The following is a 16702-nucleotide window of genomic DNA, read 5'->3' on the forward strand; positions in this document are numbered from 1 at the left end:
TCTTATTCGCCGCGCTTCAGCAGTACGTCCCGCTCGTATGATTTTACTTCGGCCAGCCACTGCTCGCGAACCGGAACGCCCGATTTGGCGCAGTAGTAATCCCAGACCGCTCCGAACGGATACGATTTGAACTCCTCCGTCAATGCCAGACGCGTCGTATAATCGCCATCCAGCTCGGCCTGCTTCAGCGCTTCCGCCGGAGTCAGCATGGCGCGGAGCAGCGCTTTGATCGTATTGCGCGTGCCGATGACCCAAGCCGCGACCCGGTTGATGCTGCCGTCGAAGAAGTCGAGCCCGATATGCGTTTTGCCCAGCAAATCGCCGTAGACCAGTTCCTTCGCGATATCGAGCAGCTCGTCGTCGAGAATGACGACATGATCGCTGTCCCAGCGCATCGGGCGGCTTACGTGCAGGAGAATTCCGTCCGCGAACAAAGACAAGGACGACAACTTGTTCGAGATCACTTCAGTCGGATGAAAATGACCGGCATCCAGACAAATCAGCTTGTTGTTTTGCAGCCCGTAGCCCATATAAAATTCATGAGAGCCGACGACATACGCTTCCGAGCCGATACCGAACAGCTTGCTCTCGACGGCGTCCAGGTTGTGAGCCGGGTCGAGTTCCTCTGCGAACACTTCATCCAATGCGCTTTTGAGCCGCTGTCTCGGACCGAGCCGGTCTGCCGGAATGTCCTTGAATCCGTCGGGAATCCACACGTTCGTTACGCACGTCTGGCCCAGCTGTTCCCCGAAGTACGCCCCGATCTTCCGCGACGCCTTGCAGTGGTCGATCCAGAACTGCCGGATGGCCGGGTCCGGATGGCTGAGCGTAAAACCGTCCTGCGACTTCTCGTGCGAGAAGCAAGTCGGATTAAAGTCAAGACCGAGCCCGTGCTCCTTCGCCCAATGGACCCACGATTCAAAATGCTTCGGCTCGATCCGGTCCAGCTCGACTTTCTCGTTCGTATCCGCATAGATCGAATGAAGGTTTACTTTATGCTTGCCGGGAATAAGGCTGAACGCCTTCTCCAGATCGGCGCGCAGTTCCTCCGGCGTCCGGGCCGCTCCCGGATAGTTGCCGGTTACCGAGATGCCGCCGGTCAGATCCTGGTCGCGGTTCAGAAAGCCGCGCACGTCGTCCCCTTGCCAGCAATGCATCGAGATTTTAATTTGCGCCAGCCGCTCCAGCGCCCGGTCGACGTCGATTCCATGCTGCGCATACAGTTTCTTGGCTTCTTCGTAGCTGGATTGAATGGTAGGTTCCATATCGATTGTACTCCTTCCGGATAACCCATTTAGTCTCGTAGCGGGTTCGCTTCCATACTCGTTCGTCAGAGCGGATACGCCATGACTGACATAAGCGCATTCTCCGCCTGGGTGGCATCAAGTCTGCTGTATTGCACGATAACCGGAATGTCGCTGCGCACTTCGATCGCATACGGAATGCCTACGGGAATCGAAGCGCCGTTTTTTTCGAGCAAGCTCGTGCGGATATGTTTCGTACGTCTGCCCGGCACGATAGCGAACAGATCCTCCATCGGGTCCCGGTCCTCGAAATAGATCGTTATCGCAAGCTGCGCATCGTCGGACGAGCAGTTCAGCACACAAATCGACTCATGGCTCGTCAAGTCTCCCGAGCTTTTCTCCGGAATGTAGCCGTCCGGGATGATCCAGTGCAAAGCTCCAGCCGCCTTATGGTTCATCGTGATCCCTCCGCGTTTATCGAGTAAATGCCGCCGGCACACCGCCGTCGATCGTCAGCATGCAGCCCGTCGTTTTGTCCGATCGGGACGAAGCGAAGAAGGCGATTCCTTCCGCAATATCTTTCGGGAAAATGTTCACCAGCAACGTCGTCCGTTTCCGGTAATACTCCTCAAGCTGATCCGGATCGATGCCGTAAGCGGCCGCGCGCTCGTTGCGCCAGTTCGAGTTCCAGATCGCCGAGCCTTGCAGGATCGCGTCCGGCAATATCGTATTGACGCGGATGCCGTACTCTCCGCCTTCGGCTGCGATGCAGCGGGCGAGATGGGCTTCCAGCGCTTTGGCGGCGCTGTAGGCGGAGGCGTTTTTGCCGGCATACACCGCATTTTTCGAGGCGATAAACACCATGTTGCCGCCCTGTCCCTGCGTTTTCATCAGCTTGAACGCTTCGCGGGCGACGAGGAAATATCCCGTGCCGAGCACGTTGATGTTCAAGTTCCATTCCTTCAGCGTCGTCTCGTCGAACGGACTGGAGGTCGCCAGCCCCGCGTTGTTGACGATGATGTCCACGCCGCCGTAAGCCAGAGCGGTTTCAGTATAAGCCGCCGCTACGGCCTCTTCGTCCGTTACGTCCATTTTAACCGCAAGGGCCCGGTTGTCGCCGTATTTTTCGTTAATTTCGGAAGCTACTTTCTGCGCTCCCTCCAGATTCAGGTCGGCCAGGATGACATGCGCCCCTTCCGCTACGAGGCGGCGTGCCGTTTCGCTGCCGATCCCCCCGGCTCCGCCCGTAATAAACGCGACCTTGCGGGAAAATTCGGCTTCCGGCGGAGCCAGCGTCAGCTTATACAGCTCGAGCGGCCAATACTCCACGTTGTACGACTCGTTCTCGCTCAAACTGACGAAACGTCCGAGCGCCGTCGCTCCTCTCATCACCGCGATCGCGCGGTGGTACAGCGCTCCGCTGATTTGCGACATCGCCCAGCTTTTGCCGGTGTTGATCATGCCGACGCCTGGAATCAGGATGACGCGGGGAGCCGCCTCGAACATAACGTCCCCTTCGTTCTTATTGCGCTCGAAATAAGCGGCGTATAACTCCTTGTAGGCGGCGATGCCTGCTGCAAGTTTGGCCTTCAAGCCTTCGACGTCGGACGGGTCCGGCGTCCAGTCGATGAGAAGCGGCACGACCTTCGTATGAACGAGATGGTCCGGGCATGCGGCGCCGACCTGGGACAGCTCCGCGCAATCGCGGCTTCCCGCAAATTGCAGCACATCCTCGCCGTCGTCGAAAGAGAGGATCATTTTTTTCGTATCGCTGACCGCTCCACGGACAGCCGGCATCACTTGCGCAGCGATATCGCGGCGCACATCGGCCGGCAGCGCCTCGTGTTTCACTCCTCCGAACAGCTTCGCCTCGTCGACGCGCGCTTCGATATAACGCTCGGCTTCGTTGATGATCGCGATCGTTTTCTCGTAGCAGGCTTCCGCCGTATCGCCCCAAGTGACGAGACCGTGTTTCTCCATCAGCACGAGCTCCGCCTTCGGATTGCCTAGTACGCCTTCGGCGATCATCTTAGAGAGCGTAAAGCCCGGACGTACATACGGCACCCAGACGAACCGGTCGCCGTATATTTCGCGTGCCGCCTGCTTGCCGTTATCCGCGCAGCACAAGCTGATAATCGCATCCGGATGCGTGTGGTCCACATGCTTAAACGGCAGGAACGCGTGCAGCAGCGTCTCGATCGAAGCGCGCGGATGTTTGGCGTCGATCATGCAGTGCGCCAAATAACCGACCATCTCCTCGTCGGACATCTCCGGCCGCTCGAACAACGGACGGATGTCGTCCATCCGCAGCCCCGTGAAATTGCCGGCCTTCATCGTCGCGAGGTCGGAGCCGCTGCCCTTTACATACATCACTTCCACCTCGCGGCCGCGAAAATCACGCACCGTCGTCTTGCTCGACGTATTGCCGCCTCCCCAATTGCATACACGACGGTCGGCCCCGATCAGATTCGACCGGTAGACGAGCTGATCAAGCCCTTCTTGCAGCTGCGATGCTTTCGTGTTGTCCCACAAGCTTTGTACCATCGTTCTCCTCCACCTTGCGTTTGTTTTGTTTTTGTTTATGCTTGTTTTCACTATATCATCTTTGTTTATTTTTGAATATACTTATTTTCAAAACAAAACGGAAATTTTTTGTGGGAAAAGTTTTGTTTTGTTCAACACCTTTGCCGCATCGCACATCCCCCGGGTAAACAGCAGCTTACCTGTAAATCGAGAGCGTTCCGCTTCTTCTCCCAAACGTATACGGATACGCGCCGGCCTGCAAAGAAATAAGAGATGCTGGCACCCTTTATATTCAGCATATCGGGAAGACGGAGAGGCATAGAAGCGGTTTGCACCCCTTATTTCAACCTGTTAGTCGTGTCTGCACCCTTTTCTCCGATTTTAACAGCTCCAAACCGCTCCTGTTCCGTGCCCAAGCGGGTTTTCGGACCAATAGGGTACAAACCACTCATAACCGACATCGGCTCCGGCTCCAGCTCTTACTCCTACTCCTACTCCTACTCCTACTCCTACTCCTACTCCTGCTCCTGGCCCTGCACATCTCCCGTCAAGAGTCCCCGTTCATACACCGGCTGTCCATATTGCTCGCAAACCGGCGGATGCACAAGGCCGAACTTCCACGCTAACGTTCCTGCATCCGCCAAAAAGAAAAGCCTCGTCCATCGCCCAAAGGGCAATCAACGAAGCTTTCTCTCCGACTCAAATGTCCAGCGTTTCGCAAATGCAGGCGAAAATCCGGTCGTGGCCGATCTGCAAAAAATGAATCGAGTCATAAAACCAGCTCGAAATATCGGTTCCCTCCCGCCATTCCGCTTCGATCCAGCGCTCCGCATCGGCCAGCGGAAGCCCGCGCTCCGCCGCGAGTTCGCGCAGCGTATCGTTGAACCGGGCGAACGGCTCCGGGAACCCGTCGTCCTTCATCGGACTGTGCCAGCCGTACGTCTCGCCCGATAACGCGGATACCGGACCGCTCGTCCACAAAACAGAGGCGCTGCCCAGCTCACCGGCTTTATCGAGAATGCGCTCCATATCGGCTCTGTACCGCTCCAGAGGGATCGGACGTTTCCAGTCATTAATGCCGTAGTTCAGCAGAAGCAGATCCGGTTGGTGGGCGGTGACCAGCGCATCAAACGCCTCCAGTGCTTGCGGAGCCGTCCAGCCGCCCTTGCCGGAATTCACGACGACGGCCTGCGGATTAAGCTGCTGCAGCCGTCTGCGAAGCTGCATCACCCACGATCCATGGATTAGGTCCGTATTCATGCCGGACTCCCGGGCTTCGTACCAGCCGTCGGCCACACTTCCGTACGTCCAGCTGTCTCCAAGCGCAACAACGGTTACCGGCTCCCCGTTCGTCAATTTCCGTCTCCAGTTGAGTGAATCGTTCGTTTTCCCGCTCATCCCATGTACCGTCCTTTCGTATTCGGAGACGTATCCCTCGGCTTCCTTCATTATAGAGGCATCCGATTCGCCGAAAAAGCGGTTCCGCACCATCTTCACACGATATTCACTTGCAATGGAATGGAGAACAAAAAAGCCTTCAATCCCGCCGGAGGGCGGGACGAAGACCGGGTCCGGCATGTTGGAAAGCCGAACGGGAGTTCCGAAACCGGTTAACAGAACCGATTACAGTTTGTTGAATACGTCGGTCAGAACCGGTACAATTTGCGATTTGCGCGATACGACGCCTCTCAGCTCCGCTTTGTTGTCCGCGAGCGTCACGTTGTAGGCTTTCTCAACCGCGTGCGCGGCGCGGCCAAGCGCAACGCCTACCGAATCATTATTGAGAATGTCCGTAACGACGAACAGGAACAAATCGAGCCCTTTCGAAGCGATGATCGCTTCAAGAGCCGTTTCCAGCTCGGCCTGACGGGACAACACGTCGTTAACGTCCACAGCGTTAACTTGCGCGATCTCGACTTTGTACGTGCCCATTTGGAACTCTTTCGCATCGAGGGATACGAGCTCGGCGATCGTTTTGTCGCCCAGGTCCGCTCCGGCTTTCAGCATCTCGAGACCGTAGCTGTCAGCGTCCACCCCGGCGATAGCGGCAAGCTCCCGCGCTGCCGCGACGTCTTCCTGCGTGCAGGTCGGCGATTTGAACAGCAGCGAGTCGGAGATAATCGCCGACAGCATCAGGCCGGCAATTTCCGGACGAATCGAAACGCCGTTTTCCTTATACAATTTGTTCAGGATCGTCGCTGTGCAGCCGACAGGCTCGGCACGGTAATACAGCGGGCCGCTCGTCTCGAAATTCGCAATCCGGTGATGGTCGATCACTTCGGCTACACGGACTTGTTCGATATCGCTGGCGCTTTGCTGGCGCTCGTTATGGTCAACCAAAATGACGGTTTTCGTCTCGTTCGCTACTGTCCCGACAAGACGGGGCGCTTCCGCTTTGAATTTGTCGAGAGCGAATTGCGTCTCTCCGTTGACATCTCCGAGCCGGACAGCCTCTACGGCCTGCCCCAGTTCGGTTTTCAGCGCAGCGTAAGCGATAGCGGAACAAATCGAGTCCGTATCCGGATTTTTGTGTCCAAAGATTAATGTTTTCTCCATCGTCTGGCTCCTTCGTTTTGTGAATTGGTAGGCGGGGTCTGCTCCAACCCCAACAATCGATAAGTACAAAAAACTCTACTAGATATAGTACCATTAATTCGTTCCGCCGCAACTATATTCGCCAAAAAACTAACGGCACCTCCTCGATTATAGCTTATAATTCATTTTATTCCTATCCCTTTACAGAGAATAATTTAACATAAGTTCCCATTTCGCTACAGGTTCGCCTTCATCACCACGTATGCGTGCGGGCTCTAAACAAAATAAGCGTCTTTCGTGAGGGAGTCGATTCATTGTGGATAACCAAGTGGAAAGGGAAAAGATTACCTTCTGGCGAGTTTTGTCTGGAATCCCCTACCTTACAATCCTTATTCAATCAAGGGATTCCGGACAACCTGTTTGAGCAGAAGAAGGTAACTTTTCACTTGGAACGGCCTGCTATCACTTCTACACAATGAATCGACAGCCTCCTTCGTACCCTCTATTTTCGGTCTTTTCGAAAAACCGAAACCAATAAAGGCGATTTGTACCTCTTATATCTACCATCAGATCGGGTATGCACCGTTATCGCCGTTTTTAGCGGTCCCAAACCGCTCTTATTTCGTGTCCAAGCAAGTTTTCGGATCAAATAGAAGTTACAAACCACTCTTATGCCTTCCCTCATCGCGCGCGACTTCGGGTGTGCGGGGTTTGGGGGTCACCCGTCGGCTGTCGTTGTCCAACGCTCCTCTCGCGCATAAGCCAGCACACAAGGCCGAACGGCCACGAAAACGGTCTGCGGCCATTATGTCCGTTTAAGAAGCGCCTCTAAACCAATCTTCTTATCTACGACTGCGACGAATGACCCGGTCAAGCGCAGCTTGCGGGTTTTTGAAATCCGTTTTCCGCTTTGTCGAAGCGGCGCTTGGAAGCTTGGAAGCTTGGAACTCCAGCAAACTGACATTTGCTGCCCTGCAAACCATAACGAAAAAAGCCTGCGCACCGTCCGCAGACTTCTTCGATACAATTACGACGCGCCAATCACCAGAGAAATTTCGTGTACACCCAGCTTCCCAGCAATACGACTACACCAAGCGTCAAGTTCAGCCAAGCGGAAATGAGAGCGGCTTTGCGTTCCCTCATCATCTTCCCGTCTTTATAGACCGTTGCGTCCATGTACAAGATAAAGACACCGCTCGCGATAAACAATATGACGATGTAATGCAAATATCCGATGTACGTGTTCCCGCCAAACATGAGCCGCCCTCCTTCGCGTTTACGCCATCAAGCCCTCACGCTGTCAAGCTGTCAAGCTGTCAACGCCATGCCAACAAATCGTCAACAGCCAAACCGGCAAAACCGCAAGGTATCGAGTCATCAAGCCGTCAAGTCGTCTTACTGCCGACCCTGCGTATGCTGTTGCTCACTTCCAGCTCGATCTCCAGCGTCCGGTATAGCTCCTCCCACCGCTCCTTCGTGCGGACCTCCCTGGCCCAGTAACCGGGTCTTTTCGCTCTGACATACTCCCCGAAGCCGAATATATCGGACCCCCGCTGCTGTGTTTTGCGAATCAGATTCCGGTACTCCTTCACCCCGTTCTCATTAATCTGACGTTCGATCTGCTCGATAATGTGGGCATCCAGTTGGACCTGCTCGCTCGACTTCTCGGATAAGTTCCCTTCGGTGTGGATTCTCAATTTCATTACCGGCTTGCCTTCGCGGATCTCGACCTTCGTCCGCGATTTCCGGTGAGTCGCCTGATACATGACCGTCGTTTCCGAATCCGGAATATGCACGACTACACCGTAACCTCCAGGGGATAATCCCTTAATCCCCATAAATCCCGCGATCTCCAGAGGTTCGGTCGTTCCGACCAGTTTATCCGTGCGGAAATAGGCGAGCCCCGCAATCTCGATATTTTCCGCCTCAAGCAGCTTGATATACGGCAGAAAGGGGTCCGTCCCCTTCGAGGAACCGGCAGACCAGAACCGGCCTGCGAAGATGTTTGGCAGTTTGCCCATCTGCACGGCATGCTCCATCGTGTTCAGCAAGTAAAGCGGCGGCAGCCGTTCCAATTGCGGAGTCAGTCCCATCAGATCGCTTGCTTTCCCTTCCGATATGACGATCCACGTCGTCCGCCGGACCTCCGTATTGCGGCGCAAATACTCGTTAATATTGGTGAGCCCCTGCTTCGCCAGCTCCTTGGAGATGACGATCACCCGTAGATGTCCCCAGAACAGCCGGTCCGCCATCTTCTGCTGCAAATTCATAATCGCATCGTCCATCGTATGCCCGACCACTTCAAGCACCCAGATCGGCTTCTGTCCGGGCTGCGACCCGCCGCCGGCGTCGCTCGGTCCGAGCGGAATCCGGCCGGGAACGGCGATTTGCGCGGTTAACCGGATCGGGTCCGTCTTCGGCTTCGGAAATGCTTCTCCGACATGCGTAATATTCTCGTCTTGGCCGCTTATCTCGTGCGCTTCGGTATCGATGCCGATTCCGAGCACCATCGCCCGCTCCTCGATCTCCAGCCTGTCCCAGCAGCCGCTGAGCAGAGAACAGACGATCCAGGCCGCGGCTGTGCGAAGAGCAAATCTACTTAACCGGCTGGGAAGTAACGGACGGGGTTGGTTCGGCTCCTTTTCGATCCGTCGTCCGGTTGCGGTCATCGGTTTTGCCACCTCCTTTTTTGCGAAAAATCGCCACGAGCAGCAGAAAAAGCGGGTAGACGAAAGTCAGTACGAGTCCGATCCGTCCGACCATGCTGATAATCTCGTACATTTGGAGCACATTTTTCGGATACATGGCCATCACGAACACATACGGCAGCAGCATCATCGAGAACAGCTTGTGATCGTTCAGGCGGAACAGCTGGCTGAGCGCATGAATCGTAAAGTAATGGGCGGACAGCAAGGTCGTGAACACGGCCGTCACCCAGATCGCCAGAAATGCGGCGTCAAGCCTTTCCAAAATATTGGCGGGAAGCGAAGTCACCTTGGCCAGCTCCAGCGTAGGCCACAGCAGCTTATTCGTCTCCTCCGGGCCGAAGACGGCCAAGGTGGCGATCACGATCAGCAAGTACAAACCGCCCGAAATCGCGATTCCCCAGACGGAAGCCCGCATCGCCTTGCCCGGTGAGCGCATCGCCGGAATAACAAGCGTCATTACGAACGAGCCTTGAAACAGCGCCGCGATGATCAAAATCCCATGGAGCATCCCTGCCGTACTTTCCCCCCACACCGGCTGCAGGTACAGCAGGTTGGCGTTTTTGAGCGATAGCGCGATGATGACCATCGCCGGAAACAAAATGAGCGGAAAGTAAAACTGGTGGATGTACGCGAACGTGGCCAGACTGTTGCGGGTCGACAACGCAGCGAGCAGCAGCATGACGATGACCGTCACATCCAGCGGCGTCTTCTTGAGGACAGACGTAATGACCACTTCGCCGAATTCGCGGGCGGTCATCGCCGTCAGCACGCCGAAAAAAACGATAATGCACACGGTCCCGAGCCGGGCGGGCCACTTGCCGATCAGCTCTTCGCTGTATTGTACGATGGTCTGTTTCGGAAATCGCTGACCGAGCTTCGTAATCAGCAGCAAGCTGACCAGAGCCGTCACAACTGCAGCAGCCGTCACCATCGGACCGCCCGTTCCGCCGGCCCGCGAGGCGAACAACGGAAGCGGCAGCACCCCGACCCCGATGATCGTGCTAATAACGATGATCGCCGCTTGTATTTCCGTGATTTGACGCGGATTGTCCTTCATGACCTTCCCCCGATTCGTTTCGTACGGGAAGCGGATCGAGCACATTATGCTTCGAATGTTCCAGCTCGTGCATCCGTTTCTCCGACAGTCTTGTATCATCGCCCGGCTGCAGCATGGCGGGACGCCGCTTCATCCACCAGAGCGGAGCCCGGAACAAGGAATCCTTCATCCCTTCATAGTCGCCCGGGACGATCGGGCTAAGGTACGGCACGCCGAACGATTTCAGCGACAACATATGATTGGCGATAAAGATCAGCCCGACCATGACGCCATACAGCCCGAACATGCCGGAAGCGATAATGATCGGGAATCTTAACAGCCTTAAGGCAAGCGCGGCATTGTAAGCCGGCGTGGCGAAAGAACCGATCGTCGTTAAGGCGATGACGACGACAGTGATCGGGCTGACGAAGCCGGCTGCTACCGCGGCTTGGCCGACGACGAGCACGCCTACGATCGACAGTGCGCCCCCTACCTGCTGGGGCAGCCGGATCGTCGCTTCGCGAAGCACTTCCATCGATATTTCCATAATCAGCACTTCGACGACGGCCGGGAAAGGAACGCCCGCCCTTCCGCCTGCGACGGCAACGGCGAACTCCGTCGGGATAAGCTCCGGGTTAAACGAAATAATCGCCACGTACAAGGAAGGAAAAACAAGTGAGAACAGCAGCGCAAGCAGCCGGGCAAGCCGGATGAAGCTGACCAGCAGAAACCGTTCCGCATAGTCTTCGCTCGTCTGGTAAAATTGGGTGAACACGGTCGGCACGATCAACGCCATCGGCGATCCGTCGACGATCAGGATGACGCGCCCCTCCAACAAATTCGCCACCGCCTTGTCGGGACGTTCCGTCAACTGCACTTGGGGAAACGGCGAATAGTGGTTGTCTTCGATCAATTGCTCCAAATACCCGGAATCCAAAATCCCGTCTATGTCGATCAGCGACAGCCGGTGCATCACTTCATCCAGCAGCTTTCGGTTCGTTATGCCGTCCATGTAACATACCGCCACGGTAGAGCGGGTTCGCTTGCCCAGCTTCAGCGTCTTGATCCGCAGATCGGGCGATTGAAGCCGGTAGCGGATCAGCGACAGATTGGTCGAGATCGGCTCGATGAAGCCTTCCCTCGGACCGCGGATGACCTGCTCCGTCTCGGGCTGGTCGATCGCGCGCTTCTCGATATTGCGAGTACCGAATACGCAGATTTCATCCGAGCCTTCCACATGAACGATCGTACTTCCGCCAAGCAGCTCTTCCGACACCGCTTCGCGGTCTTTAACTGTAAAGCCGTCGCTGGCGAACAAGAAGTCGTTCATCAGTTGCCGGGTCAGCTTGTCGCCGCGAAGCTTGGCCGTCTCCTGCCGGTTGCCGATCGTCATGAGCGACTTCAGTACTTCCTTGTGAGCTCCGTCGGTCAGATGAGTAAAATAACAAATAACGGCGGGCGTATCCCCCATCACATGGAACGTGCGAATCACGAAGTCGTCACTTTGCCCGAGACGCTGCTCCAAATAACCGATCGTATGCTCGATCCGTTTCGTAACCGGAGACCGGTTCGGCTCTTGGGGACGGGTTTGCCCATACGGGGCCGCATATTTACTTTGACGCCGTTTCGGCTTTTGCCAGGGAAACCGGAACATCCGGACACCTCCGTTCTGCGGATGATAGACGAACAAGATCGAAAAAGCTCCATATCCCTGTTAGTATGGCGACCCGCTCTGGAAGTTTATTCATGAGAGCCGGAGAGATTCGGCAAAGAAACGCAAAAAAAGATGTCGAAAAAAGAAACATCTGCGTACCGTTAACGTATGAATGTTTCGAAACCTATATCGTTCGTTTCCGGACAGCCGTCTTTGTCTGGAGGAAAAGTCGGAGAGGAGAATTGTTTTGCTGCAAAAAACGCACAGCGCCGCCGGACTCGTCGCTGCTGAAATCGTACTCGTCTACCGGGACGTGCCGTTTTTGTCCTGGGAGGCTGCGGGGGCTGTGCTGCTCGGCTGCTTGGCCGGAACTTTGGCCGACGTGGATAAGCAGGGCTCGACGATGGCCAAGGTGCTGTTCCCGCTGTCGGCGCTGCTTAAGCTGATTAACGTGAAGCACCGGACGCTGACCCATTCGATCTTATGTATCGCTGCCTTGTCGTTCGTCGCGGCCCCCTTGCCCGATTTGTATTATCTCGTATTTCTGGCCGCCTACGCTTCCCATCCGCTGATCGATTTGCTGAACGATAACGGGGTCCAGCTGTTTTGGCCGATCAAAGGCAAAATCCGTCTCCTGCCGAAATGGCTGGCGATCGATACCGGATCTACCGGAGAAACGGTCATCCGCTGGATGCTGCTTGCCGTCAGCTTGTGGATTCCGCTGTCGACGATCCGGTTCGGACTGCTAGGCTAAGGCTTAGCGAAAAACGCCGGAGCTTGTCGCCCTCCGCCACTCCGGCCGCATCGTCCGAAGAAAGAGGGCCGCTGCCGGACCGCCCGGGCGATGATATCCGGCCGAATCCGGCAGCATAGGGGCCGGTTCTCGGTTCATGAATGTTCGGGATAGATTTGGAAATATCGGTGCATAGTAATACTTGACAATCGCGCCGATAAGGAGACTTTCCCGATGAGCTACCGCCTCGTCCTGCAAACGGATGTGCACGAATTAACCGACCGGTTCAACGTTACACAGGTGCTCGCCTTCCATGAACGAAATAGCGAGATCGCGCCCACCGGGCTTGTTGCCGCGATATTCGGAAAGCAGTCCGAACGTTTGCTGGACGAATGCCGCTGGGGGTTGATGCCTTATTGGGCCAAAGCGTCCGTTCAGGCCGATACCCGTTCCGTTCTGACGAATAAATCGTTCGATTACATGCTGAAAAGACAACGCTGCATCATTCCTTGCAGCTCCTATTACAGCGTGACCCCCGGACAACGCGGCCGCAAGCAGGAGCACCGCCTGCTCCATAAGGGACGCCTGCTGGCCATCGCCGGCGTATACGACCTGTACAAAAATCCGTACGGCGAGGAGCTCCGGACGTGTACGATCTTGTCCGTCCCGGCGAGATCCGCCGGCCAGGACGGACCGGTGCCGATGCTGCTCAGTCCTGCTCAGATGGACGCATGGCTCTCTACCGAATTTTTGGCTAAAGGCGATTTGGTGGAGATGGTCGAGGACATCGCAGCGATTCAGCCGGAAACGGCCGGACGATCTCCCGAAACGCCTGCAAGCCGCGAAGCCGAAGAGGAACCCGCCGGATATCCGGTACAGCCGGTCCTTTGAGGAACTGGGGGGATTCGCTGCACGTTCCGCTTTGCTATTAGGAAAAACCGTCCGGTATAAGTGTCCGGACGGTCTTTTGACGTGCAAGCCCACACGTCTGTATGTGGGAAGCGAATAGGTACCTTCGCTCGCTCCAGCCGCTCGCCCTCAGTCGTGTTGTCTTCATGGGGTGGTATGGCTAACGAACCCGACACTCGTTATCAGAGCCGAATGCGGACGTTTGAATGTGTAACGAACTCATGTATGGTTATTTCCGCAAATCGGATTGTTTTTTTCTACTTTCGGTTCGATAACGATCCCTGGATTCGTTACGTCTGAAATAACGTCGTTTTTCAGCCATAAGCACGATACGATTCGTTAGTCATCGAACCTGAGTATACTAACATAATAAGGGTTTTTGGCACCCTCCCTATTTTCGGCATTTGGGGACGATAGCGACGTATAGAGGCGGTTTGTGAGGCTGTCGATTCAACGTGGACAACCAAGTGGAAAGGGAAAAGATTACCTTCTGGCGAGTTTTGTCTGGAATCCCCTACCTTACTATCCTTATAAAATCAAGGGATTCCGGACAACCTGTTTGAGCAGAAGAAGGTAACTTTTCACTTGGAACGGCCTGCTATCCCTTCTACTCAATGAATCGACAGCCTCGTTTGTACCCCTAATTTCAGCCCACTAAGGGCAGGTATACCCTTTTCCCCGTTTTTAGCAGATCCAAACCGCTTCCCCCATCCGAGCGGCTATTGGACAAATAACAGGTACAAACCGTGTACAAACCGCTCCTATTTGGGTCCGGGGCTTTCTTCCCCCCTTCTCCGCTTTAGTACGATTTCGTACCCGCACCTTGTCCGAAGTACCGCTTGCTGCCGGTCCTTATTGTGCGGAATAACCGCCGTCGATCGGAAGCTCGATGCCGGTAATATACGAAGACTCGTCCGAAGCGAGGAACAGCGCACCCGCCGCAATATCTTCCGGAGCTCCGAGACGGGGCAGCGGAGTCTGGGCCTGGAACCATTGCCTCATTTTCTCATCGGCCATCAAGTCCACAGTCATCGGCGTAGCGATATAACCGGGGTGAATCGAGTTAGCCCGGATATTAAACTTGGCGTAATCGATCGCAGTCGCCTTCGTCAGCAGACGGACCGCCCCTTTGCTCGCCGTATAAGCTCCGGCTCCGCTTCCTCCGGTTAAGCCCGCGATCGAGGAGATGTTAATGATTGAACCGCCGCCGTTTTGAATCATATGAGGAATGACGTGTTTTTGCCCCAGAAACGTTCCCGTCAAATTGATATTCATAATCCGGTTCCACTCTTCCACCGTCATGTCGAGCAGCGGAGTCGCCCCGGAAATGCCGGCGTTATTAACCAGAATATCGATTTTGCCGAACTGCTGGACGGTTTCGCCGACGATGCGAACCCATTCTTCCTCCTTGGATACGTCTTGCCGGAAGCCGATCGCTTCCCCGCCGTTTTGATTAATCTCGGCCACCACTTGCTGAATTTTGTCTTCCTGGATATCCGAGATGGCGACCTTGGCCCCTTCTTTGGCGAACAAGAGCGCATCTGCTTTCCCCATACCGCCGCCTGCACCTGTAATCAACGCTACTTTTCCTTGTAATCTTCCCATACCGGATAACCTCCCTGGGTATCGTGTGTAGTCTAAGATCCGATTGTCTGAGCGCCCTTCCCCCAAGACGTTCCTCTTCTACAGCCAAAACCGTTCTTACAAAGTAAGTCCGCCGTCAATCGTCACGATCGAACCGGTCATATAACTGGCCTTGTCCGACGCCAGGAAGGCGACCGCTTCCGCCATCTCCTCCGGCTGGGCGTAACGCCCCATTCTCATGTTGGACACTTCCTCCGGAACGTAGCCCGACTGCTCGAGCATTTTCGGCACGCTGGCCGTCAGCGCCGTTTGCACGCCTCCCGGACAGATTGCATTGACGCGGATGCCTTTTTTGACATATTCGAGCGCTGCCGATTTGGTCAGTCCGACAACCGCATGCTTGCTGGCCGAATAAGCCGCGACGCTGTGCTCGCTGCGAATCCCGGCCGTAGACGCCGTATTAATGATGATGCCGCTGCCTTGGCGCTCCATCACTTTCAGCACATATTTCAGACCGAGGAAAACGCCCTTCACATTAACGTTCATGACACGGTCAAATTCGGATTCTTCGATATCGCTAAGCATGGAGAACTTCTGAATAATTCCCGCATTATTAAAGAAAACATCGATACGACCGTAAGTGTCCACTGCTGTATTCACATAACGCTGCACATCCTCGCTAACCGCAACGTTGGCCTGTACGAAAATTCCTTCCCCGCCCTGCTCCCGGATCAGCCGGAGCGTCTCCTCGCCGGACTCGGCGTTATAATCGACCAGTACGACTTTCGCCCCGCCTGCGGCGAGCTTTATCGCGCTGGCCCGGCCGATCCCGCTGCCTGCACCTGTAATCAATGCGATTTGATTCGAATGTGTCATTTCGGATTCTCCCCTCGCAATGCTTGAGTCGTGATATTGTATCTATCACTATGATAGTTATTATATCACCACTACCCGCCGGGTTACAATCTAACAATTTTAAGCCTTCCATTGACTTTGCACAGGTTGTCTGCTAGCATGACTTCGACTATATCTCAAGCATAAGGGGCGGTTAAGGGTATGGACCCCAAAAGCAGATGGGAACAAGAACGGCAGGAAAGCAAAAAGCAGCGGGAGTTAAGCATTATGGAAGCCGCGGAACGCGTATTTATCCGCAAAGGATTGGAGAAAACGACGATGCAGGATATCGCTGCTGAGGACAACGTCGGAGTCGCTACCGTATTCCGTTATTTTCCGAGAAAGGAAAAGCTGGTCGTCGCCGTCGCCGCAAAGCGGATCGAAGATCAGGTCGCCGTCTTTCAATCCGTTGCCGATATGCCCGGAACGTGTCTCGACAAGCTCGGCAAGCTGTTCGATATATTCATCTCCTTTACGGAGCCGAAATATGTAGAGAGCATGCGGATGCTGGAAGCTTTTGAAAATTACGCGGCGCTCTCCACCGAACCGCTCGAAGATATCGCCCTGTATAATCAGGCGCATCACCGCGTATCCGCCATATTTTCCACCATAATCGAAGACGGCCTCCACGACGGTTCGATTCGGCCCGATATTCCGGTTCAGGAGACGTTGTCCACGCTTGCGAATACGATGGGCATTTTCTCCAAGAAGCTAAGCTTGCAGAAAAACATCATCATGCTCGAATCGGACCTCCCTCCCGAAACGCAGCTATTATTGCTGAAGCGAATATTTCTCGATTATTTGAAAGCGCCCGCCGGCAGCAGCAGCAGCTAGTCCGGTCCCGCTTTACATCCGTTATGTGTCGCGCAAGCACGAATAAAC

15 protein-coding genes are annotated in these 16702 nt (G+C 55.1%); 3 read left to right on the forward strand and 12 right to left on the reverse strand.

Translation table 11 applies throughout. From position 1 onward, the window contains the following. Positions 1-2: 2 nt before the first annotated feature. The 10 genes from rhaA to AC3Y2E_RS21950 all read right to left on the reverse strand — a co-directional run bounded on the left by rhaA (position 3) and on the right by AC3Y2E_RS21950 (position 11700). The gene (gene rhaA / locus AC3Y2E_RS21905) at positions 3-1265 is read right to left on the reverse strand and encodes an L-rhamnose isomerase (RefSeq protein WP_379214118.1); all 1263 of its coding nucleotides are present in this window, start codon (positions 1263-1265) and stop codon (positions 3-5) included. Positions 1266-1330: 65 nt separating this feature from the next. Further along, on the reverse strand, positions 1331-1702 hold the full coding sequence (locus tag AC3Y2E_RS21910; protein ID WP_379214120.1) for a sensory rhodopsin transducer: 372 nt from the start codon (positions 1700-1702) through the stop codon (positions 1331-1333). Positions 1703-1718: 16 nt separating this feature from the next. After that, positions 1719-3788: a bifunctional aldolase/short-chain dehydrogenase gene (locus AC3Y2E_RS21915; RefSeq protein ID WP_379214122.1), complete on the reverse strand. Its 2070-nt coding sequence runs from the start codon at positions 3786-3788 to the stop codon at positions 1719-1721. Between the two features lie 494 nt (positions 3789-4282). After that, the gene (locus AC3Y2E_RS21920) at positions 4283-4411 is read right to left on the reverse strand and encodes a hypothetical protein (RefSeq protein WP_379214124.1); all 129 of its coding nucleotides are present in this window, start codon (positions 4409-4411) and stop codon (positions 4283-4285) included. A 55-nt stretch (positions 4412-4466) separates the two neighbouring features. Further along, entirely contained in the window at positions 4467-5216 is a 750-nt protein-coding gene (locus tag AC3Y2E_RS21925) for an SGNH/GDSL hydrolase family protein (protein WP_379214126.1), read from the reverse strand. 174 nt (positions 5217-5390) lie between these two features. Continuing rightward, entirely contained in the window at positions 5391-6323 is a 933-nt protein-coding gene (locus tag AC3Y2E_RS21930) for a manganese-dependent inorganic pyrophosphatase (protein ID WP_190929579.1), read from the reverse strand. A 1020-nt stretch (positions 6324-7343) separates the two neighbouring features. Beyond that, the gene (locus AC3Y2E_RS21935) at positions 7344-7559 is read right to left on the reverse strand and encodes a CLC_0170 family protein (RefSeq protein WP_190929578.1); all 216 of its coding nucleotides are present in this window, start codon (positions 7557-7559) and stop codon (positions 7344-7346) included. Positions 7560-7687: 128 nt separating this feature from the next. Next, the gene (locus tag AC3Y2E_RS21940) at positions 7688-8971 is read right to left on the reverse strand and encodes a Ger(x)C family spore germination protein (RefSeq protein WP_379214129.1); all 1284 of its coding nucleotides are present in this window, start codon (positions 8969-8971) and stop codon (positions 7688-7690) included. Then, a complete protein-coding gene (locus tag AC3Y2E_RS21945) occupies positions 8898-10067 on the reverse strand; it encodes a GerAB/ArcD/ProY family transporter (RefSeq protein ID WP_379214131.1) in 1170 nt (389 codons plus the stop codon). The genes AC3Y2E_RS21940 and AC3Y2E_RS21945 overlap by 74 nt, the downstream gene beginning before the upstream one ends. Further along, entirely contained in the window at positions 10012-11700 is a 1689-nt protein-coding gene (locus AC3Y2E_RS21950; RefSeq protein ID WP_379214133.1) for a spore germination protein, read from the reverse strand. Before AC3Y2E_RS21950 ends, AC3Y2E_RS21945 begins: the two co-directional genes overlap by 56 nt. A gap of 247 nt (positions 11701-11947) precedes the next feature. Between AC3Y2E_RS21950 and AC3Y2E_RS21955 the strand changes: the two genes are divergently transcribed. Next, positions 11948-12454 carry a metal-dependent hydrolase gene (locus AC3Y2E_RS21955; protein ID WP_190929574.1) on the forward strand — a complete coding sequence of 169 codons (507 nt, stop codon included), beginning with the start codon at positions 11948-11950 and terminating at the stop codon, positions 12452-12454. A gap of 213 nt (positions 12455-12667) precedes the next feature. Beyond that, positions 12668-13324 (forward strand): SOS response-associated peptidase family protein, encoded by a 657-nt coding sequence (locus AC3Y2E_RS21960; RefSeq protein WP_379214136.1) that lies wholly within the window; start codon positions 12668-12670, stop codon positions 13322-13324. Positions 13325-14194: 870 nt separating this feature from the next. Here the strand turns inward: AC3Y2E_RS21960 and AC3Y2E_RS21965 are convergent. Both AC3Y2E_RS21965 and AC3Y2E_RS21970 read right to left on the reverse strand, forming a co-directional pair. Next, positions 14195-14947, reverse strand: a complete 753-nt coding sequence (locus AC3Y2E_RS21965; RefSeq protein ID WP_379214138.1) for an SDR family NAD(P)-dependent oxidoreductase — start codon at positions 14945-14947, stop codon at positions 14195-14197. Positions 14948-15043: 96 nt separating this feature from the next. Further along, positions 15044-15802: an SDR family NAD(P)-dependent oxidoreductase gene (locus AC3Y2E_RS21970; RefSeq protein ID WP_379214140.1), complete on the reverse strand. Its 759-nt coding sequence runs from the start codon at positions 15800-15802 to the stop codon at positions 15044-15046. Positions 15803-15982: 180 nt separating this feature from the next. Between AC3Y2E_RS21970 and AC3Y2E_RS21975 the strand changes: the two genes are divergently transcribed. Then, positions 15983-16654: a TetR/AcrR family transcriptional regulator gene (locus tag AC3Y2E_RS21975; protein WP_379214143.1), complete on the forward strand. Its 672-nt coding sequence runs from the start codon at positions 15983-15985 to the stop codon at positions 16652-16654. The last annotated feature ends 48 nt before the right edge of the window (positions 16655-16702 follow it).

It is taken from the genome of Paenibacillus sp. MAH-35 (assembly GCF_058135425.1).